Origin of the sequence: Campylobacter concisus (genome assembly GCF_902460665.1) — a bacterium.
Taxonomy (GTDB): domain Bacteria; phylum Campylobacterota; class Campylobacteria; order Campylobacterales; family Campylobacteraceae; genus Campylobacter_A; species Campylobacter_A concisus_AL.
On the sequence record NZ_CABPUR010000001.1, the window covers coordinates 503,482 to 526,731 of the forward strand.

Below are 23,250 nucleotides of genomic sequence, written 5' to 3' on the forward strand. Positions count from 1 at the left end.
AAATGGACAAATATAACACTCGTGCGACGATTAGAAATGTAAGCTTTCTAAGCACGTTAATCACAACTACAAAAGATGGCAAGAAGCGGCCTAGTATACGATTTTGGCGCATATTTAGCATTATTCTAGTTCATCTTTTATTTGTGCTTTCATATAGAGTTGATATACAAATTTTAGAAGGCGACATCAGTGCGTCAAGGATATTTGGTTTTCACTTGGCAGATGCTTTTATGAGCCTGCAAGTCTTTTTGGCGACACATGAAATCCATGTAAATTTAATAATTGGCTCACTTAGTATCTTGGCCTTTTATATCATTTTTGGTGGTAGAGGCTTTTGCTCTTGGATCTGTCCTTATTCATTAATAAGCGAGATAGCTGAGAAGATCCATGAAAATTTACGCGCTAAAAAGATAGTAAAGCCACGAGTTTTTGACACAAAGTGGCGATATGTTTTTACCATTTTATTTTTAACTCTTAGCTTTGCTAGTGCAAGCCTTACATTTGAAATTTTTAATGTTGTTGGGATTTTTTCAAGATTTATTATCTATGGCTATTTTCATGCTATTTGGTTTGTTGTGGCCATGCTTATGGTTGAAATTTTCTTCTCACGTAGAGCTTGGTGTAGGTATGTCTGTCCTATCGGAGCTACTTACTCAGTGCTAGCTAAACCAAATGCCATAAAAGTTAGCTGGGATAAAGAGAAGTGCGATCACTGCTTAGTTTGCACTGATGTTTGTCTAGTGCCTCACGTACTTTTTATGACAAAAAAGGGGGCAAAGCTTGACGAGAGCAAAAATATCTTTAGGATAGCTGGTGCTGATTGCACGCTTTGTGGTAGGTGTATTGATGTGTGTCATCAAGATGCACTGAAATTTGACAACGGCTTTAAAAAACTCATATAAGGAAAATTTTTGATAGATATAAAAGAAGTAACTAAAATTTTTGGCTCGCAAAGGATACTTGACAATGTTAGCCTAAACGTAAAATCTGGCGAAAAAATAGCAATACTTGGACAAAATGGAGCTGGCAAAAGCTCGCTCATGCGTATCATTTTAGGCGAGTTTATCCCAAATAGCGGAAGCATCGCGATAAATGGCGTAAATACTCTAAAAGATAGAAAAGGGGCTTTGAAATTTATCTCATTTGTGCCACAAACTCCACCACCGCTTAAATTTAACCTACGCGAGCTTTGTGAGTTTGTTTGTAAAAGCTCAAATGTCAAATTTGAAGATATTGAGAAATTTAGCAAGCTTTTAGAGCTTGATCTGCATGCAAATTTAAATAAACCGTTTTATAAGCTCTCTGGCGGCATGAAACAAAAGATGCTAATAGCCATTGCATTTGCTAAGGATAGTGAAATTTTGATGTTTGATGAGCCAACGGCAAATCTTGATGTGAAAGCAAGGCTTTCTTTTAAAAATTTACTTGATAACTTCACGCAAAACAAAACACTTGTTTTTATCTCACACCGTATCGATGAGATAGCAAATTTATTAGATAGATGCGTCTATATGGATCTTGGCAAGATAATCAAAGAAGAAAATTTAAGGAGCAAGAGTGAATAATCTTTTTTTAATAGCAAAGCTTGATGTAAAAGAGTCTTTTCGCTCAAGATGGTTTGTGATATATGCTGTGCTTTTTTCTGCTTTGATGATAGGATTTTTATTTAGCGGCGTGACTGACTCACGTGTGCTTGGCTTTTCTGGGCTTACTAGAGCACTGCTTTTGTTTATTCAAATTTGTGTCATCATTGTGCCTATTTTTATTCTCATCTCAACCGTAAGAAGCATAAATCAAGATAGAGATACAAATTTGCTTGAGTACATTCTTAGTTTCCCGCTAAGTCTTAGAGAGTATTACTTTGGCAAGGCACTGGGCCGTACATTTGTTGTTTTTGTTCCACTTTTGTTTGCTCTTTTGCTTTGCGTGATCGTTGGTTTTATAAAAGGCGTTGCGATACCTTGGAGTGTATTAACACTTTATTTTGGGCTACTTTTTAGCTTAAGTATCATTTTTCTATCGCTTGGATTTTTTATCTCAAGCGTGATTAAAAATCAAGAGACAGGCCAAGGCGTGGCGTTTTTACTTTGGCTTATAATGCTTGCATTTATTGACCTAGCATTAATTGGGCTTCTTATGAGAAGTTCAGTCGATGAGTATGTTATTTACGCTATTGCCATACTAAATCCGATAGAGCTTTTCAGGATAGCAGCACTTAGTCTTTTTGATCCAAATTTAGCAGTTATCGGTACTGCATCTTATTTTATTTTAAGCACCTTTCCAAAAGCGACATTTGTAGCTTATGCGATTATTTATCCGCTTTTACTAGGCATTATTTTGCTAGTTTGTGGCTATTTTGCCTTTAGCAAAAAAGATTTGGTTTGAGATTGTTTTTTGTTAAAGAAAAGTTGGTTTTAAATTTAGACGAAACTTGTATTATTTCACTTGTCCAACAAGAAACCTCCTTTTTGTAATAGCTCCCTTTCCCCCAAAGGGAGCTAACTTCTTCCAAGGAAATTTATGAAAAAATCCATTTTGTTTTTAGCATTTACACTTCTATCTTTGAATGCAAACTGGGATATAAATGTGCAAGAGTGCATTAATAAAAGTAACGCTAAAGCTTGCGAGAATTTTACAAAAAAGCTTTCAAGTGAGTGTGAAAATAAAGATAAAATTTCTTGCTTTATCTATGCAGATATGCTAGGGCGTGGTCTTGGCATAGAAAAAGATACGCAAAAATCTTTTGAGATATTTAGATCGCTCTGTGATGATGGTGGTAGTGAGGCTTGCTACGAGCTAGCGACAAAGTATCTTCAAGGAAATGGCACTGAGCAAAGCTTTGATCTTTCTGCAAATGCTCTTGATAAAGCTTGCAAGATGGGTAGCAAGCGAGCTTGCAATGTATTAGAGCTTGTGCCTAAAAATTAGCCTAATTTTATGCTTGTACTAATTAAAAGAAATTTCTTAAATATAGTTTCTTTAAAGTTAAATTTACTTTAGTATTACTTGGAATTTCTTTTTTATTAACTAAAAATTTTATTAAAATTTATGCTTAAATAATACTATTTCATCGTCCTAAATGGACCCTCCTTTTTGTAACTGATAAGTCTTTGCTTCCCCCTTTTCTGGCTTTTCGTATACACAAAGAGGAGTTGCTTATTCTTTTAAAAATCAAATCTATTTATTTTTTTCAATTTACATTCTATAAAAATTTTTCTTTTTTGAAATCATAATTGATAATAGTTTTAAATATTATCAAAGTAAATTTTGTGTAAGATTGCGAGCCATTATCAAAACCTACTATTAAAAGGCTTTAAAAGAAAGTGAAATTTCTAAATCAAAAATTTTTTTATAAAGTGCACACTTATTTATCTCTTTTATTTTTTATTCCACTTGCAGTAGTTTGTTTTAGCGGTGCTATTTTGGTTTATAAAAATGAAATAAATAATATTTTCATTCCAGAGCTTGTAAATGTGAATTTAAAAGCTCAAAGAATAAGCCTTGATAAGATAAAAGAGATCGTCGCTAAAGAGCTGAATGATTATGAAATGGTCGGCATCAATATCGATGCAAATCCTAAAAAACGTGACAAAATTTGGTTAATTGAGCACAATGACAGCCAAAAAGAGTGGAAATTTATCTATTTTGACGCTTTTAGCGGTAAGATAAAGAGCGAGCCACTCGCACATGATGAGGGATTTTTTGGAGTTTTAACCGAGCTTCATGAGTCGCTATTTCTAGGAAAGAGCGGTCACGTTATCCTTACTTTAACCGCTATTTTCGCGTTTTTTATCTGCATAAGTGGTTTTGTGATTTATAGAAAATTCTGGCTGACACTACTTAGACTGCGTTTAAATAGACTAAATGTTTTTATGAGCGACATTCATAAAATGATAGGAATTTTTTCTACGCCTATTTTACTGCTCATTTGCATAAGTGGTGTTTGGTGGGAATTTCAAATGGCACGCATGCCAGAGTTTAAAAATGACTTCGTTATAGATGCAAAAATTTATAACAAAAGCCTATCTCTTGACGAGCTGGTGGCTCGCTCAAAAAATGATCTTGCTGGCTTTGAGCCACACTTCATCTCACTGCCTTTTATGCACGGAGCAAACATACGCCTTTTTGGCTACGTAAAAGATCAAAATTTCTTGCATAACGAATATTCAAGCATATTAACTTACGATAAAAATAGCGGTGAATTAGTAAGTATTTTGGACATAAAAAATGCAAATCTAAGCGAAGAAATTCTCTCAGCATTTAGAAAATCGCACTTTGGTAACTACAACCAAATCACAAAATTTATCTGGTTTTTAGTCGGTATTTCACCGCTTATTTTAAGTATCTCAGGGCTTTATTTGTGGATTAAAAGAAATTTTAAAAGGAGAAAAAATGAAAAAAATTTTAATTAGTTTGGTTGCATTAAATTTGATGCAACCTCAAATTTTTGCTAGCCAAAGCGATAAAATTTTAGAAGCAATTGATGTTGTAGAAAGCGAGAGAAGAGATGATGCAAACTACTTTGCAAAAGAGCTTGTAAAAAGCACAACTAGGCTAAATTTAACCTCTCGTCAAACGCCACAATCACTAACCGTGCTAACAGAGGCTAGGCTAAAAGATCAAGGCATCAAGGACTATCAAGTGCTTCTTAGAAATGTCCCGGGCGTCACGCTAAATAAATGGGATGAGCGCGTATATCCGACGGCTCGTGGCTTTAAGATAGATTATTACTTGCTTGATTCGATGCCTAGCTTTGGTGGTTTTAGCCTTGGCGCAAATGATATGAGCTTGCTACCTTATGAAAGAGTTGAAGTGGTAAAAGGGGCAAATGGCCTACTTGCAGGCGCTGGCAACCCAGCTGCAAGCTTAAATTTCATAAGAAAAAGAGCAGACGCAAAAGAGCTTAAAGGAAATTTTGGTGTAAGTGCTGGATCATACGATAGATACGGCGTAAATGGCGATGTGCAAACGCCGGTAAATGAGAGCGGAAGCGTTAGAGCAAGGCTATCTTTTATGCATGAGAAGTCGCACTCTTATATGGATTATTACAACCGCAAAAATAGCGCGATTTACGGCGTAGTCGATAGCGACATAGGCGATAACTCATGGCTTAGCCTTGGTGCATTTTATCAAGAGCTAAGACGCCACGGGGTTAGATGGGGCGGTATGCCAGCTTTTTATACAGATGGCTCTAGGACAAATTTTAGTAAAAATGAAATTTTCTCCCAGCCTTGGACTAGGTGGGATATAAAAACGCTTGATTTTTACGCTGATTTTAGACACTACTTTGAAAATGAATCAAGCTTAAATTTAAGCTACTCATTTAGAAGGGCAAACACTGACTCAAATTTACTCTACTACGGCGGAGCGGTAAATTTAGATGGCACCGGCAATATAGGTGGTCTTAGCGCTTATGCAAACAAAAGAGAGGAGAATATCCACAATGTCGATGCATACGCAAATATCCCTTACGAGATAGCAAATTTATCTCATGAGTTTGTCTTTGGTGCGATGTATAACAACTATAAAAAAAGTAGCGATAAGGTAAGTAGCTACTGGCTGCAAAGGACTACGCCAGCTGGGCTTGCTTATACGGCTAGAAGCAGGATTGATTTTAAAAACCTGCACCTTGATGATCCAAAGTTTCCTTACGAAGATCAAAACAATAAAGACAAAACGATACAAAAGGCATTTTACGCGGCAAATAAACTATCAATCACCGATGAGCTTAAATTTTTGCTAGGTGCTAGGGTGAGCTACTACAAATACGAGATCGAGGGCGGCAAAGACAATAGAAATTTCACAAATGAGATCACGCCATATCTTGGCATCACTTACGACATCGGAGCAAACCACACTCTATATGCTAGCTACACGAGCATATTTAAACCTCAAAGCGTAAAGGATGCAAACGACAAATATCTTGATCCGATCCAAGGCAAGGACTATGAAGTGGGCATTAAAGGCGAGTATTTTGACGGGGCGCTTCAAGCAAGTCTTGGCGTCTTTAAGATCGTGCAAGATAAGCTTGGCATAGATACTGGCAAGATAAATCCAGCGACAAATGCCAAAATATATGAATCTGGCAAGGGTGTGACAAGCAAGGGTGTCGAGCTAGATCTAAACGGTGAGATCACTAAAAACTTAAGCCTAAGCTTTGGTGCAACGCACTTTAACGCAAAAGATGCTAATGGCGAGAAATACGCCACTGACTCATCAAGAAGCACGGCAAATTTATTTGCAAAGTATGAGATCAGAGACTTTAGAGTAGGGGCTGGAGCTATGTATAAGAGCAAAATTTATACTGGCAAAGGCGCAGATGAAATCGCACAAAAAGGCTACACTTTGGCTAATTTAATGCTTGGTTATAAATTTGCTAAAAACTTTGATGTACAGCTAAATATCGATAATCTCTTTAACAAAAAATACTACGAAGGCATCGGCAAAAACATGATGGTTTATGGCGATCCACGCACCTTTAATCTCAGCTTTAACTACAATTTTTAATCTAATTAAATCACCAGCCAAATAAGCTGGTGATAAATTTCAACTCCTAAAGTGTATAATTAGAAAAATATATTTTAGGATGAGTGTCATGTTTAAAGTAGAGGTTATTTATAAATTCTGTCTTGTTTTAGTTCTTATTTTGGGGCTTTGTATGCTCGCATTTTCTGGTGTAAATTTTACGCTTGGTGAATATAGCGAGTATCTATTAAATGCCCATAAAATCGCAGGTTTTTTAATATTGCTTGCTGCAACACTTCACGTTATAAATCGTAGAAAAAAGCTAGTAAAGCTAATGAATGAAACAATGGATGTGCTAACACGAAGTAAAAATCCAAGTATTTGCAATATGGACCGAATTATCGCATCGCTCGAGCCATACAGCATAACTGAAATTTCGCAAATGTTAGGCTTTGACGAGGCTGTTTTTTGCGAAACTTTACGTAAAAATGGAGTTAAATTTAATGACGCTGGCCAAACTCTACGCCAGATCGCACGAATGAATGACGAAAAGATATTTTTCGTGCTAGTTCTTATTATCGAGGCGAAATTTGGCAAGAGATTTTGTGGCGAGCTAAAGTACAAACGCGGTGGAAAACTTAAAGATAAAAAAATGGTTGCGTAGGGCTAGCTTAGCCTTTGCTAGCTTGTGCCATGCAGATGAAGCTATCTTTACTCCAGCGTCTAAAAGCGCAGTCGTAGCAGCTTCTCTCGCCGCCGCAGCTCGTCTCCTCTTCGTCGCTATCTAGCTTAAATTTAGCGCAGTTTTGGGCTATTTCTCGCGCTTTATCGTAGTTAAATTTGCCGTATTTAAACTCATTTTTCTCATTGAAATTTTGCATCATCAAAATTCTCGAAGCTCTTTTATGTTTAAATTTCTAAACTCACCATTTTTATCTTTTTGCACGAGCAAAGTTGCCTTGTGATCCCAAAATATAGGCTTTAAAGCCCCATCTAAATTTATCATCTCATCTTTTGTTAGCTCTTTAAAATTTTCATCCAAAACCGCTTCGATAAAAGGAAGCTCCATGAGCTTAGCAACGCTTAGCTTTGGCTCATTTAGATTAAATTTGCCCCTTATCTTGCCATCATCACCGCCAAGCCTAAGCCCTATGCCCGCAAGCGCGCCGATAACGCCATTGGCATTTGGCGTAAGGGCTTTTAAAAATACATTTTGCTCGCGCGCCGTCTCAAAAGCTTGCTTTGTGGCTAGGAGCATATTTTTTGCATTTTTGCCAAAATTTATTAGCTCTTTCGTATCTTTTATGTCGTCTTTAAAAACAGCTGCGATACCGGGCTCAGCGCTTTTAGCGCATTTATTTGTTAAAAGCTCAAGCGTAATGTCAAGCACCTTTTGCTTTTGTTCTTTTGAAATTTTAGCAACTAAACACATTGAGCTATTGTGCGAAGTGTAGTTTATGCGAGGATCTAGTAAAAGTTGGTGGCGTGTAATAAAAGAGACTTTGGCAAATGAGCTAATTTTTAGGGCTATTTCTTGAGCTAAACTTCCAGTTGAAATTTCTCCGCCAAGCTCGTCTGTATCGTCGATACATAGTAGAAATTCAAAGCACATTTGCACTCTTTCTTTTAAAATTTATCTAGTTTATAAATGAAATTATTTTTTTATATTTTTATAATATTAATATCGTTAGAATGGTAAGTAGTATTATATAAAATAAAAACTTAATGTAAAAAAGGAGCTTTATGAAGAAGTTGGGTTTGATAGCCTGCTGTGCTGCGATGGCACTGCATGGCGAAGTCTTTACTTTAGGTAAAGTTGAGGTTGTTGGAGAGTTAGGTGGCTTACAAAAAAGCGATGCAAACGTCGCCGTAATCAATGAAGAACAGATGCAAAAAGATAACATCAAACGCCTTTCACAGGTTGCTTACACGACACCAGGTGTTTATGTAGATAAAAAAGGCCCGCGCGCCGAGCAAAATTTCTACGTTCGCGGTTTTGACGCGCGCAGAACTCCACTTTTTATCGACGGCATTCCAGTTTACGTGCCTTATGACGGCAACGCCGATTTCGGGCGATTTACGACCTTTGATCTAAGCCGCATAGATATATCAAAAGGCTCTAGCTCGGTGCTTTACGGCCCAAACACCATGGGCGGCGCGATAAATTTAATTACCAAAAAACCTAGCAAAGAGCTTGAGGGCAGCGTCGGCTACGGCTTTGAGACGGGCAAAAACGCAAAAACCTACGGCAATAACGTAGATTTTAGCATCGGCACGAAGCAAGAGCTATTTTACGCGCAAGCAGGCGGCAGCTACATGGAGGACGCGGGACAGCAGATGTCTCGTAAATTTGACCAAAAAATAACAGGCAACGAGGACGGCGGCAGACGCGACAACTCCGTGCAACGCGATAAGAAATTTAATATAAAATTCGGCTTTACGCCAAACGAAACCGACGAATACGCCGTAGCGTACGTAAATCAAAAAGGCCAAAAAGAGCAGCCTTTTTATACCGGCAGATATGCATCTTGGCAACAACAAGTAAATAGATACTGGGACTGGCCAAGATGGGATAGAAAGAGTCTCTACTTCTTGTCCCATACTGACTTTGGACCGCTATATGTAAATACAAAAATTTTTAATGACACCTTCGAAAATGAGCTTTATAGCTACAACAATAAAGAAAAAACTATTTGGGAAAAAGACAAGAATGGCAAACTTTCTCCAAATCACAAAAGCAGATACAAAGATAAATCTTACGGTTTTGGCGTAGAAGTTGGTGGAGACCTTGGCGACAAGGATACTCTCAAATTTGCTACAAGCTATAAGCATGACCACCACAAAGGCGCTAAATATCAAGAGCCCGAAGAGGACATGAAAGATAAGATGTACTCTTTTGGTCTTGAAAATACATATAAATTTAGCGATATGACAAAATTTATTGCAGGTATTAGCTATGATGTTAGAAAGCCCATAAGTGCAAGAGCTTGGGCGACACTTCCTATATCAGGAACCAATAATACAAAATCTGAAATGGTAAGCTATGACGCAAGTAAAGAGCATGCTTTTAACTACCAAGCTGCGATCAAACATAGCTTTGACGGCAATGACGAATTAAGCCTAAGTTACGCTAAAAAGACATACTTCCCATCTATGAAGGAAAGGTATAGTACGAGATTTAACAGATATATCTCAAATCCAAATTTAAAACCTGAGGTAGCAAATCACTATGAAATCGGCTATCAAAGAAATTTTGGAGAGACATTTAGACTTGAGACGGCGCTCTTTTACTCAGAGATAAAAGATGCCATAGGTGATATCAATACTGGTCTTTATGCAGGGGTTGGCAGAAAAAAAACGGAACTTAGAAAAAGCGTTAATATTGGTAAGTCTGAATATAAAGGCTTTGAGCTAGGTGCGACGTATTTTGCTACTAAAGATTTGGAGCTAGGTGGTAACTACACTTATTTAAGTGCTAAATATAAAAATACTGATGATTCTTTAGTATTTGACATACCAAAACATAAAGCATTTGCCTATGTGGATTATAAGTTCTTATCTAAATTTAGCATCTACCTATCTCAATATATGATGTCTAATCGCTATTCTAATTCGGATAAAATTACTAAACTTGCAGGTTTTGGCACGACAAATATCAAATTTACCTACAAACCGACCGAGGCTTTAAGCTTTGAAGCGGGCGTGTCGAATTTATTTGACAAAAACTACGAGTACAGAGAGGGCTTTCCCGAAGAAGGAAGGATTTTCTTTACAAACGTAAGATATAAATTCTAAATCACTCAAACCAGCTTTTTACAGCTGGTTTGCTAATGAATTTTGATAGAATTCATTAGCAAGCTCTTTTTAAATTTAAAGGTAAAAAATGTTTAAAAAAATCCTAATATTTCTACTTACGGCTATAAATTTTTGCTTTGCGATGAGCGAGGCGCAGATCAAGGACTACATCGCGCAAAACAGCGAAAATATAGCTCAGCTGCAAGGCACTCCGACTAAAATTTACGCCAGCTCGCCGCCACTTTTATATATGCTTTACGCGCTTGATCCCGCTAAAATCAGCGGCGTAAATTTCGAGTGGAACGCCTTCGAGCGCCCCTACGTCAAAAAAGAGGTGCAAGAGCAGCCCGTCGTGGGCGGCTTTTTCGGTCAGGGTAAAATTCCAAACATCGAGATGCTGCTGCGCCTAAACCCAGAGCTCATCCTCGTAAACGCAAGCTCGCGCAATACCAAAAAGATGAGCGAGGTTTTCGGCTCGATCAAAAAGCCGATGCTCTATCTAAGCGCAGTGAGGCTCGAGGACTACTTGGACGGGTTTGAAATTTTAGGCGAGGTGACGGGCAAAAAGGAGCGCGCAGCACGTCTCATAAGCTACGCAAAAGAGTCGCTAAATTTGACCGCGCAGATCGAGGAATACATTAAGAAAAACAACCTGCAAAAGGTAAAAATCTACTACGCGCAGGGCGGCGACGGGCTAGCCACCGAGTGCGAGGGCTCGTGGCACGCGACGCTCATCGAGCGAGCAGGCGCACAGAACGTGCATAAATGTAGCGAGGATCCAAACGCCAAATCCTTCGGACGCGTTAAAATCAGCTTCGAACAGCTCGTTAAATACGATCCGGACGTCATCCTCATCTACGAAAAAGAGCTGTTTGATAAAATTTACGGCGACCCCAAATGGCAGCTGCTAAGCGCGGTGAAAAATAAAAAAGCCTACTACATCCCGCGCGAGCCATTTTCGTGGTTCGACCGTCCGCCTTCGTTTATGAGGTTTTTGGGGCTAAAGTGGCTGATAAGCTTAACCTACCCCGAAGCGTTTAAATTTGACATGGTTAAAGAGACGCGCGAGTTTTACAAGCTCTTTTTAGATCTCGAACTCACAGACGAGCAAATTTATAAAATTTTGGGACGCGCCGAGTGAGTAAAGAAAGATGAGCAAAAAGGCGTTTGCGTTTTTAGCCCTCCTGCTGGCGCTTTGCGTCGCAGGCTCGCTGCTGCTCGGTAAATACGGCTTTAGTGCGAGCGATTACGCGTGCTACGTCACCGCTCTTTTAAAAGGCGAAAATTTAAAAGAGTATGAGGTCATGCACACGCTCTTGCTCGAAATCCGCCTGCCGCGCATACTGGCCTGCGTGCTCATCGGCGCGAGCCTGGCGATCAGCGGCGCGGCGTATCAGGCGATGTTCGTAAACCCGCTCGTAAGCCCCTCTATTCTGGGCGTTTTAAGCGGCGCAGGATTTGGCGCAGCGGTCGGGATGTTTTTTAGGCTCAATGAATACCTCATCCAGCTTAGCACCTTCGGCTTCGGTTTTCTTGCCGTAGCGGTGGCGCTTGGCGTCTCGGCGCTGTATTCGCGCAGCGGCAGCGTCATCGTGCTAGTTCTTGGCGGCGTCATCAGCGGCTCGCTCTTTACCTCGCTACTCTCGGTGCTAAAATACGCCGCAGATCCGAACGACGCGCTTCCCGCGATTACATATTTTTTGATGGGAAGCCTCGGCTTTGCGTCCAAGAGCTTCATAGAGATTTCAATCCTGCCGATGTGCGCGGGCGTTTTGCTACTGGCGCTTAGCGGTAAATACCTAAACGCGCTAAGCCTTGGCGAGGAGGAGGCAAAGAGCCTTGGCGTAAATACGGCGTGGGTTAAAATTTTCATCATCCTCGTTGCGACCTTCGTTAGCGCGCTTAGCGTGACGATCGCGGGCATCATCGGCTGGATCGGGCTTATCGTGCCGCACATCGCGCGCTTTATATTCGGTGCCGACAACCGCGCGGTTCTGGCTAGCTCGGCGATGATCGGCGCGATATTTTTGCTCTTTTGCGACAGCTTCTCGCGGCTCATTTTTACCTTTGAGATCCCTATCGGCATCGTAACCTCGCTATTTGGCATCCCGATGTTTATCATCGTGCTTCGCCGCGCCAAGAGGAGCTTTTGATGCGAAAAAATTTGATAGAAGTGCGAAATTTGCGCTTTGCCTACCAGGACAAACCCGTGCTAAATGGTATCAGCTTTGACGTCGCGACGGGCGATACGCTAAGCATCCTAGGCGCCAACGGCAGCGGCAAAAGCACCCTGCTACGCATAATGCTCGGGTTTTTAAAATTTGAGGGCGAGGTGCTAATCGCGGGCAAAAGCGTGCGCGACTACGGTAAGCGCGAACTCGCATCCCTCGTCGCCTACGTGCCGCAGACGCACGCGCCGTCGTATGACTACAGCGTCTTTGACGTCGCTCTGATGGGTGCGCTGTGCAGGACGCCGCTGTTTTCTAACTTTAGCGCGGCGGATAAAAAGCTAGCCGAGCAGGCGCTGGAAAAGATGGGTATCGCGCATCTAAAAAACGCGCCCTACACAAAGGTAAGCGGCGGCGAGCGGCAGCTGGCGTACATCGCGCGCACGCTGGTACAGGGCGCGAAAGTGATCTTTATGGACGAGCCGACAAACGGGCTGGACTTCGGCAATCAAATCAAACTGCTCGAGATGATAAAAGCTCTAGGCGATGAGGGATACACCTTCGTGCAGACGACGCACTATCCGCGCCATGCGAAGTTCGTTTCAAATTTGACGCTGTTTATAAAAGACGGCGAAATTTTAGCCTTCGGGCGCAGCGAGCAGCTCATAAACGCCGAAAATATCGATAAAATTTACGGCATAAACTATGAAAAGTACGAGGACAGGTTATGATTTTACCTTCAAACTACGACGAGATCGACTTTGACGCGCTTTATAAGGCACAAAAGGCTAGAAGTTCATTCGGCAAAAAATTTGCCGAGGACTGGGACAAAAAGGCGCCCAGCTTCAACGAGGGCGTAATGAAAAGCGCTTATGCGCGCGAGTTTATAGATAAGGTCGATTTTACGGGCGTTTCTACGCTGCTTGATTTTGCATGCGGAGCTGGCGCGTTAAGCGTGCTGGCGGCTAAAAGGGCGGATCAAATTTACGGCTACGACTTTTCAACTAAGATGCTAGAGTTTGCCCGCGAGAACGCTCAAATTTACGGCGCAAAAAACGTTAAATTTGCGCAAAAAGCCTTTGAAGACGACTGGTCGGACGTGCCTGAGTGCGACGTAGTTTTGGCCTCGCGCTGCCTTGAGGTGGATGATCTAAAAACCGCGCTTAATAAGCTTCTTTCAAAGACCAAAAAATCGCTTTACATCACGTTTAAGGTCGGCGGTAGCTTCGTGGACGATGAGATTTTGGACGCGATAGGGCGCAAGGTGGAGCAAAAGCCCGACTTCGTCTATCTTTTAAACATCTTATTTCAAATGGGTTATTTGCCAAGCCTTAGCTACATAAAAGCTAAGTGCCATGCAGGTCCGGAAACAAGCGCGCAGGAGCTCATACAAAAGACGCGCTGGGGGCTTGGCGGCGAGCTAAGCAGCACAGAGGAGGCGCGGCTAGCGGAGTATTTTAACAGCGGCAAATACAAACCGAAGCAAGAATTTATGCACTGGGCGTTCGTAACTGTTGATAAGGCAAATAGAATCTAAATTTAAGCGTTCTATGCAAATTTGTCCCTGAAATGGAGCAAAATTTAATGTTAGTTATATGGCAAAGTAAAAGATAATTGGCAAGTTTTATAAAGTGGTTTTTTGCTTAGTGCCAATGTTTTAAGCAATAAAAATAAAGGTCAGTAGACTTTAAGTTATAGATAGTTTTATGGCGGGTAGAGAGAGATTCGAACTCTCGGTGAGTTGCCCCACACACGCGTTCCAGGCGTGCTCCTTAAACCACTCGGACATCTACCCATGAAGAAGTGGAATTATATCTTTATTTGCTTAATGCTTGGCTTTTAAAGCTTTAACCCCAAGATAACGACATTTTTGTACTCATTATCCATCAGGAAAATGCCAGGCAGTTCACTCCATTTTTCAAAGCCAAATTTTAAAAATAGCCTAAGAGTTGCTTTATTTTCACTAAATATTAAAGCGATAATATTTTTTAGATTTAGCTCTCTAACTTTATTTAGGCTGTGGGATAAAAGTTGCTTGTCAATGCCCATACTAAGAGCCTTTTTGGCTGCATAGATACTTATTTCTACACTTATTTTGTAAGCTATTTTAGAATTAGAATCGCTAAGCAAAACACCAGCCTAAAATTCCAATATTTTCTTTATAGAGAAAGATTTGGCGAGAGTTGTTATGGGCTTTAAACCAAGGCTCTTGCTAACTAGCCGAATATCAGCAGTCGTAGTTTTTTAAAATGTACTAGTTATAAATTTGAGCAACCATCAGATCGCTCAAATTGTTTTGAAGCCTAGCCTCTTTTGGCAGCTTGATAGACTGGCTCAAGCTTTGCTGCGATCTCTTTTAGATCTTTTATCCTGCTCTCGTTTGATGGGTGAGTGCTTAAAATTTCAGGCACCTTTCCACCACTCATCTTGCTCATTTTTACCCAGACTTCGACTGCTTCTTTTGGATCGTATCCGGCTCTTGCCATTAGCTCAGTACCGATGTGATCGGCTTCAGTCTCATGCGAGCGAGAAAACGGCAGAGATATGGTGTATTCGCTAGCTAAATTTAGAGCATTAGCTCCAAGATCGCCAAGGCCAGTAGCTGTGGCTATTGCAAAGATGCCTATGCTTTTCATCTGATCAGCACTTGCTTGTTCTCTGCTGTGCTCCCTAAGAGCGTGTGCGATCTCGTGCCCCATGACCGCAGCTAGCTGCGCATCTGTTAAATTTAGCCTTTTTATGATGCCACTATAAACGACTATCCTGCCACCTGGCATACACCAAGCATTTAGCGTATCTTCATTAATGACATTTACTTGCCACTTCCATTTTAGAGCGTCATCTCTAAAAACACCAGTTTGGGCGATGAGTCTTTTAGCGATATCTTGAACTCTTTTTGTAAGGATCGGATCAACATTTAGCTCGCCTTTGCTTCTAGCAGCTGTTAGCGTCTTGACATAGGCTTGGGCTGAGCTTTGCTCCATAGCTTCTGATGAGACTAACATAAATTGCTTACGATCAGCACCAACAACGCCTGCTTTTGTAACGCTTGAGCAGCCAGTAAAGAGCAAACTAGTCGCTAACAATGTAAGTAAAAATTTTTTCATTTTTATTCTTTTTGGACTAAAATTTTGCGTATTATAGCCTGAGTTGGATATGCATTGTTAAACGAGGGGATAAATTTAAATTTTGGAGCTGAAATGGCTTGCAAATTTTAAAATTTGTCAGAAATTTTCTAAAATAAAACGCATGCAGTGCGCCAGCACGATTGCATGCCACTCCTAACGTGCGAGGGGTTTAGGGGATTTAAAAAGGGGGATAAGGGGACGGCTTCGTAATTCAAGTCCCCTTGTCTCCCTTTTAAATAAAAAGAAATTTACGAATTTAATAAAGCTATTTTGCAAATTTTAAACTTTCATTCACCCCTAATAATTAACTACTAAAATTTGGCTTCGCTTATCGCTTAGCTCAAATTTTAGAGCCGAAATTACTCGCTCATGAAATTTTAAAATTTACTAGAGTTTATTTGGTATGTAAATTTACGCCTACGCCTTATAGTTTATATTTCTCTCAAACTCTCTCAAACGTTTATTTACAGATCTTAGCTCTGTTATCGTCGTCCAGTTGTCGATAAATACGCTAAAACTCTCTCTAACTTGTGAAAAAGCGTTGCTGGCTTGTATAAGCACACCAAGTGTGATAACACCGCTAAATAGGCCATTTCCCATGATGACATAAGGCACGATGACAAGAATTTGTGAAAAAGAGATGAGCCAAAGGTTAAAGTAGCCGTAGTGCAAAAATAGTTTGTAATAATTTAACTTTACGCCCGTAAAAAGCTCTAGCATGACGTTTGGCTGGCAAAATTTAGACTTATCATCTTCGCCGTAAACTAGTTCTTTTCTAAATGCCGCTTCTGCTTTTTGGTTGTTATACTCGATATGTGGGAGTTTAATGCCCACAAACCACGAAATAATCAGGCCACCGATGCTAATTATTAAAGCGATATAAACAAGCGAGCCTTCGATATCTTTGATGTAAGGCAAACTCACGCTCTTACTTAACTCCCAAAGTACTGGTATAAAGGCAATTAGCGTCATGATCGCCCTTAAAACCTGCACGCCAAGGCTTTCCATTATTTTGGCAAAGCGGTAGACATCTTCTTGGATACGCTGCGAACTACCTTCGATATCGCTTTTGCAGTTTTGCCAAAATTTTAGATATCTAAACGTCATCGCCTCTCTCCAGCGAAAGACCCAGTGGCTAGCAAAAAATGAGATCACAGTGTAAGTCACGACGTAAGGCATAGCGATTTTTATAAAGTTAAAAATTTCTCGCCAAAACTCACTTACATTATGATCTTTTGAGTTTTGCACGATGTCGTAGAAATTTTTATACCACTCGTTTATGCGGACATTTAGGTGCGTTTGATAGATAAGAAGTAAGATGATAAATATCGCTCCGCCATAAGCCCAAAGTGCCCATTTTTTATCTTTAAAAAATGATGAAAACATAAAGTGCCTTTTGTAAATTTTGGCGAATTATAGCAAGCAATATTAAGCATTTATATAAAATTTAAATGCGAGCTATATCATTTTGCAAATTTTACGTAAAGGAAAATGATGAAGAAATTAGCATTTTTGGCTCTTGGCTTTTTTGCAACACTTGTGTTCGCGGCTGATATGAAGGTCTATAAAAGCCCAACTTGTGGATGTTGTACTAGCTGGGGTGAGGCGATGCAAAAGGCTGGATTTAGCGAAGAGGTCATAAAAGTAGATGATATAGCAAAAGTTAAGAAAGAATTTAACGTGCCGCTAGAGCTTTCAAGCTGCCATACAGCAATTATCGATGGATATATCATAGAAGGTCACGTTCCAGCCGATGAGGTAAAACGCCTATTAGAGCTTAAGCCAAAAGATGTAGTTGGTATCGCAGTGCCTGGTATGCCGATGGAGAGCCAAGGTATGGAGCAAGGCAGTAAAGCTGAGCAATACGATGTTATTTTATTTAAAAAAGATGGCTCACAAGAAATTTTTGCCACTTACATCGGCACAAAAAAACTAAGATAACTTCAAAAATTTTTTAAATTTAGCTCATTTTTCGGCGAGCTAAATTTAAAAAGAAATTCCCTTACTTACGGCTATGATACAAAGTAAAAATGTTAGCGGAACGTAGATAAATTTGCCTACAAAATACCAGAAATTACCATAAGATTTATTTGCTCCAGAATTTATCTCGTCTAAAATTTCATCTTTTTTAATAATCCAAAACCAAGAAATAGCACCGATTACCGCACCGATTGGAATAATATAGATCGACACAAAGTCCATCCAAGGTCCCCAACTGCTAATAGGCTCCATAAATGCTCCTATGCCAAAGCAAACTGCACAAAGTAGCGTGAGTGTCCAAAATCTATTAAGAAACGGAAATTTATGCATAAGCGACTCAGCGACTACTTCAAACATATTTTGAAGCGAGGTGATGCCACCAAAGATAACAGCTGTAAATAAAATAATGGCAAAAATTTGTCCGCCGATCATATTTTGTAAAATTTTAGGAAGCGTTACAAAAAGTAGCTTTGGACCTTCGGCTGGATCCATAGCATAGGCAAAGACTGCTGGGATCATAACAAGAGCGGCCACAAGAGCCGCAATAGTATCAAAAAAGGCCGTAGTTTTAGCACTCTCAACGATATCTTCATCTTTTGAAAGGTACGCTCCATAAACTATCATGCCAGATCCTGTGATAGAGAGCGAGAAAAAGGCTTGACCCATTGCAGAAACCCATACCATCGGATCTGTAAGCTTACTAAAGTCAGGAATAAAAAGGAATTTATACCCATCAAATGCATTTGGTAGCATCGCGACATTTATAGCCAAAATGCTAAACAATACGAAAAATAGTGGCATCATTATTTGATTTGTTTTTTCGATACTTTTTGCTCCAAAAAATAGTGTAAGAAGCGTGCCAACAACGATGATAAAATGATAAGGCAAGACTGAGTAATCTTGAAGTGCAAATGAGTTAAACCAAACGTTCGTATCAACGCTCATAAATGAGCCAGTAAGCGCCTGAGTAAGGGCTTTTAGTACGTAGGCGATGATGACTGCGTAGCCGATGGCTATACAAAGTGAGCCAGCAAGCGGAAGCCAGCCGATGATACTGCCAAATACGCCTAAATTTCTACTTTGCCAAGCATATTTATATGATCCAAGCGTACCAGTTTTTGCACGTCTGCCAATCGCATACTCCGCACTTAGACCAACGTATGAAAAAAGAGCTATGAAAAAAACATAGATGAGTAAAAACGCCGCACCGCCATTTGTGCCAAGTTTGTAAGGAAAGCCCCAGACATTTGCCATGCCAACTGCTGATCCAACACAGGCCAATATAAATGCCCAGCGCGATGAAAAATTCTTTTTGCTCATTGTAAAATCCATAAATTTAGTGATGAAAATAATGTTATCAAAATATGATTTAAGAACTTTTTATAAATCTTAAATTTAAGAAATGTTGTTACTTTTGGGCGTGGATAATTTGACCGCTAAATATAAATTCGCTATAATCAGGCAAAAATTTTTAACTCTTAAGGATCATAATTGAACCCCAGTAGCGATAATTCGCTTTTAATGGTAATACTTGCCATTGTATTCATTTTACTAAATGCCTTTTTTGTTTTATCAGAATTTTCTCTTGTTAAAGTTCGTAAGTCTAGACTTGAAGAGCTTATCAAAGAGAAAAAGCCAAACGCCCAGCTTGCCTTTGAGATGTCAAACAAGCTTGATACCTATCTCAGCGCCACTCAGCTTGGCATCACGCTAAGCTCGCTTGCCCTTGGTTGGATCGGTGAGCCAGCAGTCGCAAGGCTCATAGAAGCCCCACTTAAAAATGTTTTTAATCTTAGCGATATCTTAGTTCATACAGTCGGCTTTGCGATCGCATTTACGCTTATCACGCTACTTCACGTCGTTATGGGTGAGCTTGTACCAAAGTCAGTCGCCATAGCCAAATCAGAATCAGCAGTGCTTAAAATCGCTCGTCCGCTTCACTTTTTCTGGATACTATTTTCGCCTATCATAAAGCTTTTTGACATCCTAGCTACATCTGGACTTAAAATTTTAGGCATCCAGCCAGCAAAAGAGAATGAGCTAGCACACTCTGAAGAGGAGATCAAGATCATCGTTGGCGAGAGCTTAAAGGGCGGTGTGCTTGATAGTTTTGAGACTGAGATCATCAAAAATGCAGTTGATTTTAGTGACACGGTAGCAAAAGAGGTTATGACGCCAAGACGCGACATGATCTGTATAAACAAACAAAAGAGCTTTGAAGAAAATTTACAAGTCGTTTTTGAGTCAAAATATACTCGCTATCCTTATATAGACGGCTCAAAAGATATCATTTTGGGCATGATACACATTAGAGATATCTTACAGCTACACTTTAGCGAGGATAAAGAGAAGAGTTTTGATGCGATCGTGCGTAAATTTGTCATCGTGCCTGAGAGCCTTTCTATCTCAAAGGTGCTTGTGATGATGAATAAGGAGCAAATTTCAGCGGCACTTGTCGTTGATGAGTATGGCGGCACGGCTGGACTTCTTACTATGGAGGATATCATGGAGGAGGTGCTTGGCGACTTTAACGACGAGCACGACGAGGTCGATCAACACTACAAAAAGATAAATGAAAACATCTATGAATTCCAAGGCAGATACGATCTAGAGAGCGTTGAAGAGCTTCTTGGTATAAGCTTTGATGAAGAGACCGATCAAGTCACGATCGGCGGATATGTCTTCAACTTAATCGGTCGTTTACCAGTAGTTGGGGACAAGATCGAGGATGAAAACTGCTACTACGAAGTAAGAAAGATGGATGGAGCCAGTATCTCACGTGTAAAAGTTAGAAAAAAGATAAAAAATGAAGAGGAGAGCATTCAGTCTTAAATTTATATATTTATGGCTTAAATAAGCCATGTTATGTAAATTTCTATCAATATTGTGATGCCTCTAGATTCAATTTCACCATCGCTTATTTCACTAAATTTTTGTTTTAGACAAGTCTTCTAGTTGTAGTCAAACAAAATAAACTCATATAAATTTTTTCGAGTAGATATCCAGCAGTAAAATTTAATCTTAAATTTTAAATATAGTTAATATAATTAAAAACTGTTTTTTACGAGGAGTAAAGATGAGAATAATAAATGTAAAAGATATAAGAGAAGTCGTTGCTAAGCTTTGCAAACAGGCCTGTTATGTCGTGACGCCAGATTTAAAGGCTGCTTTTACAAAGGCTCAAAGTAACGAAAGTTCGTCGCTTGGCAAAGACATTTTGGGCAAAATTTTACAAAATGCTAAGCTAGCAGAAGAGGGCGTTGCACCTATATGCCAAGATACAGGCATGACGGTTGTTTTCGTACAGATCGGCCAAGATGTGCATATTGAGGGCGGATATATTGAAGATGCGATAAATGAGGGTATTGCGGAAGGCTACACTGAAGGTTATCTAAGAAAGTCAGTCGTTGCTGAGCCACTTTTTGAGAGAAAAAATACCACAAACAACACTCCAGCTGTCATCCACACTAGGATCGTGCCAGGAGATAAGCTAAAGATAAAAGTAGCTCCAAAAGGTTTTGGTAGTGAGAATAAATCAGTTTTAAAAATGCTTGTGCCAGCTGATGGTATAGAGGGTGTAAAAAAAGTCTTTTTAGAAGCTGTAAAATACGCTGGACCAAACGCCTGTCCTCCGCTAACAATAGGCGTTGGCATAGGTGGTACGATGGATAAGGCAGCACTTTTAGCAAAAGAGGCGGCAGTTCGTTCAGTCGATAGTAAAAATTCTGATCCAAGATATGCCAAATTAGAAGACGAGCTACTAGAGCTTGCTTGTAAAACCGGCGTTGGTCCTCAAGGGCTTGGTGGCGATACTACTGCCGTAAAAGTAAATGTCGAGTGGTATCCAACCCACATAGCAGGTCTTCCTGTTGCTATAAACATCAACTGCCACGCTGCGCGCCACGCAGATGCCGAGCTTTAAGGAGAGAAAATGTCAGAAGTAAAAAGAATAACAGCACCATTTGATAAAGAGGTAGTAAAAAGCCTAAAAGCAGGCGATAACGTCCTAATATCAGGCACTATCATAGCAGCTCGTGACGCTGCACATAAGGCACTTACTGAAACATTGGCACGCGGCGAGAAGCTGCCAGTTGAGCTAAAGGGTGAGACTATCTACTATGTCGGACCAACTCCAGCCAAGCCAAATCAAGCTATCGGCGCAGCAGGTCCAACAACAAGTGGTAGGATGGATAAATATACCCCAACTATGATAAATGAAGTTGGTATAAATGGTATGATCGGTAAAGGCTACAGGAGTGACGTAGTAGTCGAGGCTATGAAAAAATCATGCTGCGTTTATATGGTTGCTATCGGTGGCATCGGAGCGCTCATTAGCCAAAGTATTAAAAAATATGAGGTACTAGCTTACCCAGAGCTAGGACCAGAGGCAGTTGCAAGGCTTACAGTTGAGGATTTCCCAGCAATAGTTGCCATTGACTGCGAGGGCAATAACTTCTATGAAGTCGGTCAAGCACCTTACAAAAAGATCTAAATTTATCCCGCTAGCTAACAAGCTAGCGGACTTTAGTAATATCCAAGACACATCGTTTCAGTTAGTTTTATGCGTTTTTCAAATGGAGCAGGTGAGAAAAATTTACACTTTTCAATGTAAATTCTATAAGAATAGCTAAGATTAAAATCATCATAAAATTTCTTCAAGTCTATAAATTTGATGCCGCAAATCTCATGAAATTTAAAGAGCTCGTAGATCTTAGAACCATTTTTTGCTACAAGATGAGATGGAGCAAGCGAGGTAAAAGAGCAAAATACGCCTGTTGGAATAAGTCCATTCAAAGGTGTGCAGGTTTTTATAATGTTTTGAAATTTGACTGGAATGCTATTTTTTCTAAGAAAAACTATTCTTGAGTTTTCAAATTTAGCACTTATGACGTTTTTCCAAAAAAGATAAGCATTTGATGAGATGCCAGCATTTTTAGCCAACTCAGCACCGAGCACATAATCATCTAAAAACTCATTTGGTGCGAGTATATTTTGCATCTTCATCCTTTTGAAATTTTGCCCATTATAGCTTTTGGAGACTAAAAATTTAGAAAATTTATAGTAGGATTTTAAAAAATTTCAAAAGGAGAAAATATGAAAAAACAAATCTCAACAAAAAATGCTCCACAAGCGATTGGGCCATATTCTCAAGCTATTAGCGCAAATGGATTTTTATTTATCTCAGGTCAGCTTGGTGTCACACCAGCGGGTGAGTTTGCAGGTAGTAGCGTAGAAGCTCAAGCTGAGCAATCGCTTGAAAATTTAAAAAATATCTTGGCTGAGGCAGGGCTTAATTTTGATAATACTTTAAAGACTACAATATTTCTAGCAGATATGGCAGATTTTGTTAAAGTAAATACTGTGTATGCTAAATTTTTTAAAGAGCCTTATCCTGCTAGAAGTACAGTAGCTGTTAAGACCTTGCCAAAAGACGCACTTGTGGAAATAGAGCTTATCGCGGCTTATTAATATACATTGTGTAAAAGTTCACATAATTTAATGTTTAAATGATGGAGAGCAGAAACTCTCCAAATTTATATCTCAAAAACTAAACCCTTAAACCTAATAATAAAAATACATACTTTAAAATTTTTAAGCCCCTAACAATTTTTTCTCAAATTCCCTAAATATTTCAACTATCTTTAAGTATTACTCATATATAATTCCAGCTCACGAAACGAGAAACCACCTTTAACTTCATTGGTTAATAAAGC

The 23,250-nt window shown here is 39.7% G+C and carries 24 protein-coding genes and 1 tRNA gene; 17 read left to right on the forward strand and 8 right to left on the reverse strand.

Features of this window, described 5'->3' with window-relative positions; genetic code table 11:
• Positions 1 to 2 precede the first annotated feature (2 nt).
• The 7 genes from F3G66_RS02635 (at position 3) to F3G66_RS02665 (ending at position 7,129) form a co-directional block, all read left to right on the forward strand.
• Positions 3 to 902, forward strand: coding sequence for a NapH/MauN family ferredoxin-type protein (locus F3G66_RS02635; RefSeq protein WP_103644287.1), 900 nt, complete (start codon positions 3 to 5; stop codon positions 900 to 902).
• Between the two features lie 9 nt (positions 903 to 911).
• Positions 912 to 1,565 carry an ABC transporter ATP-binding protein gene (locus tag F3G66_RS02640; RefSeq protein ID WP_072595066.1) on the forward strand — a complete coding sequence of 218 codons (654 nt, stop codon included), beginning with the start codon at positions 912 to 914 and terminating at the stop codon, positions 1,563 to 1,565.
• Positions 1,558 to 2,385 carry an ABC transporter permease gene (locus F3G66_RS02645; protein ID WP_149707040.1) on the forward strand — a complete coding sequence of 276 codons (828 nt, stop codon included), beginning with the start codon at positions 1,558 to 1,560 and terminating at the stop codon, positions 2,383 to 2,385. Before F3G66_RS02640 ends, F3G66_RS02645 begins: the two co-directional genes overlap by 8 nt.
• A 135-nt stretch (positions 2,386 to 2,520) precedes the next feature.
• Positions 2,521 to 2,928 carry a tetratricopeptide repeat protein gene (locus F3G66_RS02650; RefSeq protein WP_107687438.1) on the forward strand — a complete coding sequence of 136 codons (408 nt, stop codon included), beginning with the start codon at positions 2,521 to 2,523 and terminating at the stop codon, positions 2,926 to 2,928.
• A gap of 395 nt (positions 2,929 to 3,323) precedes the next feature.
• Entirely contained in the window at positions 3,324 to 4,412 is a 1,089-nt protein-coding gene (locus tag F3G66_RS02655) for a PepSY-associated TM helix domain-containing protein (RefSeq protein WP_149707041.1), read from the forward strand.
• Positions 4,393 to 6,507, forward strand: coding sequence for a TonB-dependent siderophore receptor (locus F3G66_RS02660; protein WP_149707042.1), 2,115 nt, complete (start codon positions 4,393 to 4,395; stop codon positions 6,505 to 6,507). The genes F3G66_RS02655 and F3G66_RS02660 overlap by 20 nt, the downstream gene beginning before the upstream one ends.
• 88 nt (positions 6,508 to 6,595) lie before the next feature.
• Complete coding sequence (locus F3G66_RS02665; RefSeq protein ID WP_149707043.1) at positions 6,596 to 7,129, forward strand: chemotaxis protein; 534 nt, start codon at positions 6,596 to 6,598, stop codon at positions 7,127 to 7,129.
• A gap of 7 nt (positions 7,130 to 7,136) precedes the next feature.
• On the opposite strand, the gene F3G66_RS02670 is transcribed toward F3G66_RS02665, so the two are convergent.
• Positions 7,137 to 7,349 carry a molybdopterin biosynthesis protein MoeB gene (locus F3G66_RS02670; RefSeq protein WP_188115814.1) on the reverse strand — a complete coding sequence of 71 codons (213 nt, stop codon included), beginning with the start codon at positions 7,347 to 7,349 and terminating at the stop codon, positions 7,137 to 7,139.
• Positions 7,349 to 8,077 (reverse strand): thiamine biosynthesis protein ThiG, encoded by a 729-nt coding sequence (locus F3G66_RS02675; protein ID WP_149707045.1) that lies wholly within the window; start codon positions 8,075 to 8,077, stop codon positions 7,349 to 7,351. The genes F3G66_RS02670 and F3G66_RS02675 overlap by 1 nt, the downstream gene beginning before the upstream one ends.
• A 131-nt stretch (positions 8,078 to 8,208) precedes the next feature.
• Between F3G66_RS02675 and F3G66_RS02680 the strand changes: the two genes are divergently transcribed.
• From F3G66_RS02680 to F3G66_RS02700, 5 genes are all read left to right on the forward strand, one after another.
• Positions 8,209 to 10,260 carry a TonB-dependent receptor plug domain-containing protein gene (locus F3G66_RS02680; RefSeq protein WP_149707046.1) on the forward strand — a complete coding sequence of 684 codons (2,052 nt, stop codon included), beginning with the start codon at positions 8,209 to 8,211 and terminating at the stop codon, positions 10,258 to 10,260.
• Between the two features lie 88 nt (positions 10,261 to 10,348).
• Complete coding sequence (locus F3G66_RS02685) at positions 10,349 to 11,401, forward strand: ABC transporter substrate-binding protein (protein WP_149707047.1); 1,053 nt, start codon at positions 10,349 to 10,351, stop codon at positions 11,399 to 11,401.
• A gap of 10 nt (positions 11,402 to 11,411) precedes the next feature.
• Positions 11,412 to 12,413, forward strand: a complete 1,002-nt coding sequence (locus F3G66_RS02690; RefSeq protein ID WP_149707048.1) for a FecCD family ABC transporter permease — start codon at positions 11,412 to 11,414, stop codon at positions 12,411 to 12,413.
• Entirely contained in the window at positions 12,413 to 13,159 is a 747-nt protein-coding gene (locus tag F3G66_RS02695; protein ID WP_149707049.1) for an ABC transporter ATP-binding protein, read from the forward strand. The genes F3G66_RS02690 and F3G66_RS02695 overlap by 1 nt, the downstream gene beginning before the upstream one ends.
• Complete coding sequence (locus F3G66_RS02700) at positions 13,156 to 13,965, forward strand: class I SAM-dependent methyltransferase (protein WP_149707050.1); 810 nt, start codon at positions 13,156 to 13,158, stop codon at positions 13,963 to 13,965. Before F3G66_RS02695 ends, F3G66_RS02700 begins: the two co-directional genes overlap by 4 nt.
• A gap of 170 nt (positions 13,966 to 14,135) precedes the next feature.
• On the opposite strand, the gene F3G66_RS02705 is transcribed toward F3G66_RS02700, so the two are convergent.
• From F3G66_RS02705 to F3G66_RS02720, 4 genes are all read right to left on the reverse strand, one after another.
• Positions 14,136 to 14,223: transfer RNA gene (locus tag F3G66_RS02705), tRNA-Ser, on the reverse strand.
• 44 nt (positions 14,224 to 14,267) lie between these two features.
• Positions 14,268 to 14,558 (reverse strand): GNAT family N-acetyltransferase, encoded by a 291-nt coding sequence (locus F3G66_RS02710; protein WP_223154190.1) that lies wholly within the window; start codon positions 14,556 to 14,558, stop codon positions 14,268 to 14,270.
• A 173-nt stretch (positions 14,559 to 14,731) separates the two neighbouring features.
• Complete coding sequence (locus F3G66_RS02715) at positions 14,732 to 15,535, reverse strand: M48 family metallopeptidase (protein ID WP_087577988.1); 804 nt, start codon at positions 15,533 to 15,535, stop codon at positions 14,732 to 14,734.
• Between the two features lie 438 nt (positions 15,536 to 15,973).
• On the reverse strand, positions 15,974 to 16,942 hold the full coding sequence (locus F3G66_RS02720) for a putative transporter (protein ID WP_085658560.1): 969 nt from the start codon (positions 16,940 to 16,942) through the stop codon (positions 15,974 to 15,976).
• A gap of 108 nt (positions 16,943 to 17,050) precedes the next feature.
• On the opposite strand from F3G66_RS02720, the gene F3G66_RS02725 reads away from it, so the two are divergent.
• Entirely contained in the window at positions 17,051 to 17,497 is a 447-nt protein-coding gene (locus F3G66_RS02725; RefSeq protein ID WP_084109804.1) for a DUF411 domain-containing protein, read from the forward strand.
• Positions 17,498 to 17,542: 45 nt separating this feature from the next.
• On the opposite strand, the gene F3G66_RS02730 is transcribed toward F3G66_RS02725, so the two are convergent.
• Entirely contained in the window at positions 17,543 to 18,856 is a 1,314-nt protein-coding gene (locus F3G66_RS02730) for a sodium-dependent transporter (RefSeq protein ID WP_149707051.1), read from the reverse strand.
• A gap of 171 nt (positions 18,857 to 19,027) precedes the next feature.
• On the opposite strand from F3G66_RS02730, the gene F3G66_RS02735 reads away from it, so the two are divergent.
• From F3G66_RS02735 to F3G66_RS02745, 3 genes are all read left to right on the forward strand, one after another.
• Positions 19,028 to 20,368 (forward strand): hemolysin family protein, encoded by a 1,341-nt coding sequence (locus tag F3G66_RS02735; protein WP_149707052.1) that lies wholly within the window; start codon positions 19,028 to 19,030, stop codon positions 20,366 to 20,368.
• Positions 20,369 to 20,612: 244 nt separating this feature from the next.
• Positions 20,613 to 21,458 (forward strand): fumarate hydratase, encoded by an 846-nt coding sequence (locus F3G66_RS02740; protein WP_149707053.1) that lies wholly within the window; start codon positions 20,613 to 20,615, stop codon positions 21,456 to 21,458.
• A 9-nt stretch (positions 21,459 to 21,467) separates the two neighbouring features.
• Positions 21,468 to 22,028, forward strand: coding sequence for a Fe-S-containing hydro-lyase (locus F3G66_RS02745; protein WP_149707054.1), 561 nt, complete (start codon positions 21,468 to 21,470; stop codon positions 22,026 to 22,028).
• Between the two features lie 32 nt (positions 22,029 to 22,060).
• Here the strand turns inward: F3G66_RS02745 and F3G66_RS02750 are convergent, their stop codons facing one another.
• Positions 22,061 to 22,534 (reverse strand): cysteine permease, encoded by a 474-nt coding sequence (locus tag F3G66_RS02750; protein WP_084109800.1) that lies wholly within the window; start codon positions 22,532 to 22,534, stop codon positions 22,061 to 22,063.
• Between the two features lie 96 nt (positions 22,535 to 22,630).
• Between F3G66_RS02750 and F3G66_RS02755 the strand changes: the two genes are divergently transcribed.
• Positions 22,631 to 23,005 (forward strand): RidA family protein, encoded by a 375-nt coding sequence (locus tag F3G66_RS02755; RefSeq protein WP_149707055.1) that lies wholly within the window; start codon positions 22,631 to 22,633, stop codon positions 23,003 to 23,005.
• Positions 23,006 to 23,250 lie beyond the last annotated feature (245 nt).

Excerpts from the sequence above, each read along its gene's own strand:
- F3G66_RS02675 (WP_149707045.1), bottom strand. The coding sequence starts at position 8,077 with ATGTGCTTTGAATTTCTACTATGTATCGACGATACAGACGAGCTTGGC.
- F3G66_RS02750 (WP_084109800.1), bottom strand. The coding sequence starts at position 22,534 with ATGCAAAATATACTCGCACCAAATGAGTTTTTAGATGATTATGTGCTC.
- F3G66_RS02650 (WP_107687438.1), top strand. The coding sequence starts at position 2,521 with ATGAAAAAATCCATTTTGTTTTTAGCATTTACACTTCTATCTTTGAAT.
- F3G66_RS02745 (WP_149707054.1), top strand. The coding sequence starts at position 21,468 with ATGTCAGAAGTAAAAAGAATAACAGCACCATTTGATAAAGAGGTAGTA.
- F3G66_RS02700 (WP_149707050.1), top strand. The coding sequence starts at position 13,156 with ATGATTTTACCTTCAAACTACGACGAGATCGACTTTGACGCGCTTTAT.
- F3G66_RS02725 (WP_084109804.1), top strand. The coding sequence starts at position 17,051 with ATGAAGAAATTAGCATTTTTGGCTCTTGGCTTTTTTGCAACACTTGTG.
- F3G66_RS02635 (WP_103644287.1), top strand. The coding sequence starts at position 3 with ATGGACAAATATAACACTCGTGCGACGATTAGAAATGTAAGCTTTCTA.
- F3G66_RS02730 (WP_149707051.1), bottom strand. The coding sequence starts at position 18,856 with ATGAGCAAAAAGAATTTTTCATCGCGCTGGGCATTTATATTGGCCTGT.
- F3G66_RS02690 (WP_149707048.1), top strand. The coding sequence starts at position 11,412 with ATGAGCAAAAAGGCGTTTGCGTTTTTAGCCCTCCTGCTGGCGCTTTGC.
- F3G66_RS02665 (WP_149707043.1), top strand. The coding sequence starts at position 6,596 with ATGTTTAAAGTAGAGGTTATTTATAAATTCTGTCTTGTTTTAGTTCTT.
- F3G66_RS02680 (WP_149707046.1), top strand. The coding sequence starts at position 8,209 with ATGAAGAAGTTGGGTTTGATAGCCTGCTGTGCTGCGATGGCACTGCAT.
- F3G66_RS02670 (WP_188115814.1), bottom strand. The coding sequence starts at position 7,349 with ATGATGCAAAATTTCAATGAGAAAAATGAGTTTAAATACGGCAAATTT.
- F3G66_RS02755 (WP_149707055.1), top strand. The coding sequence starts at position 22,631 with ATGAAAAAACAAATCTCAACAAAAAATGCTCCACAAGCGATTGGGCCA.
- F3G66_RS02685 (WP_149707047.1), top strand. The coding sequence starts at position 10,349 with ATGTTTAAAAAAATCCTAATATTTCTACTTACGGCTATAAATTTTTGC.
- F3G66_RS02695 (WP_149707049.1), top strand. The coding sequence starts at position 12,413 with ATGCGAAAAAATTTGATAGAAGTGCGAAATTTGCGCTTTGCCTACCAG.
- F3G66_RS02660 (WP_149707042.1), top strand. The coding sequence starts at position 4,393 with ATGAAAAAAATTTTAATTAGTTTGGTTGCATTAAATTTGATGCAACCT.
- F3G66_RS02720 (WP_085658560.1), bottom strand. The coding sequence starts at position 16,942 with ATGTTTTCATCATTTTTTAAAGATAAAAAATGGGCACTTTGGGCTTAT.
- F3G66_RS02740 (WP_149707053.1), top strand. The coding sequence starts at position 20,613 with ATGAGAATAATAAATGTAAAAGATATAAGAGAAGTCGTTGCTAAGCTT.
- F3G66_RS02715 (WP_087577988.1), bottom strand. The coding sequence starts at position 15,535 with ATGAAAAAATTTTTACTTACATTGTTAGCGACTAGTTTGCTCTTTACT.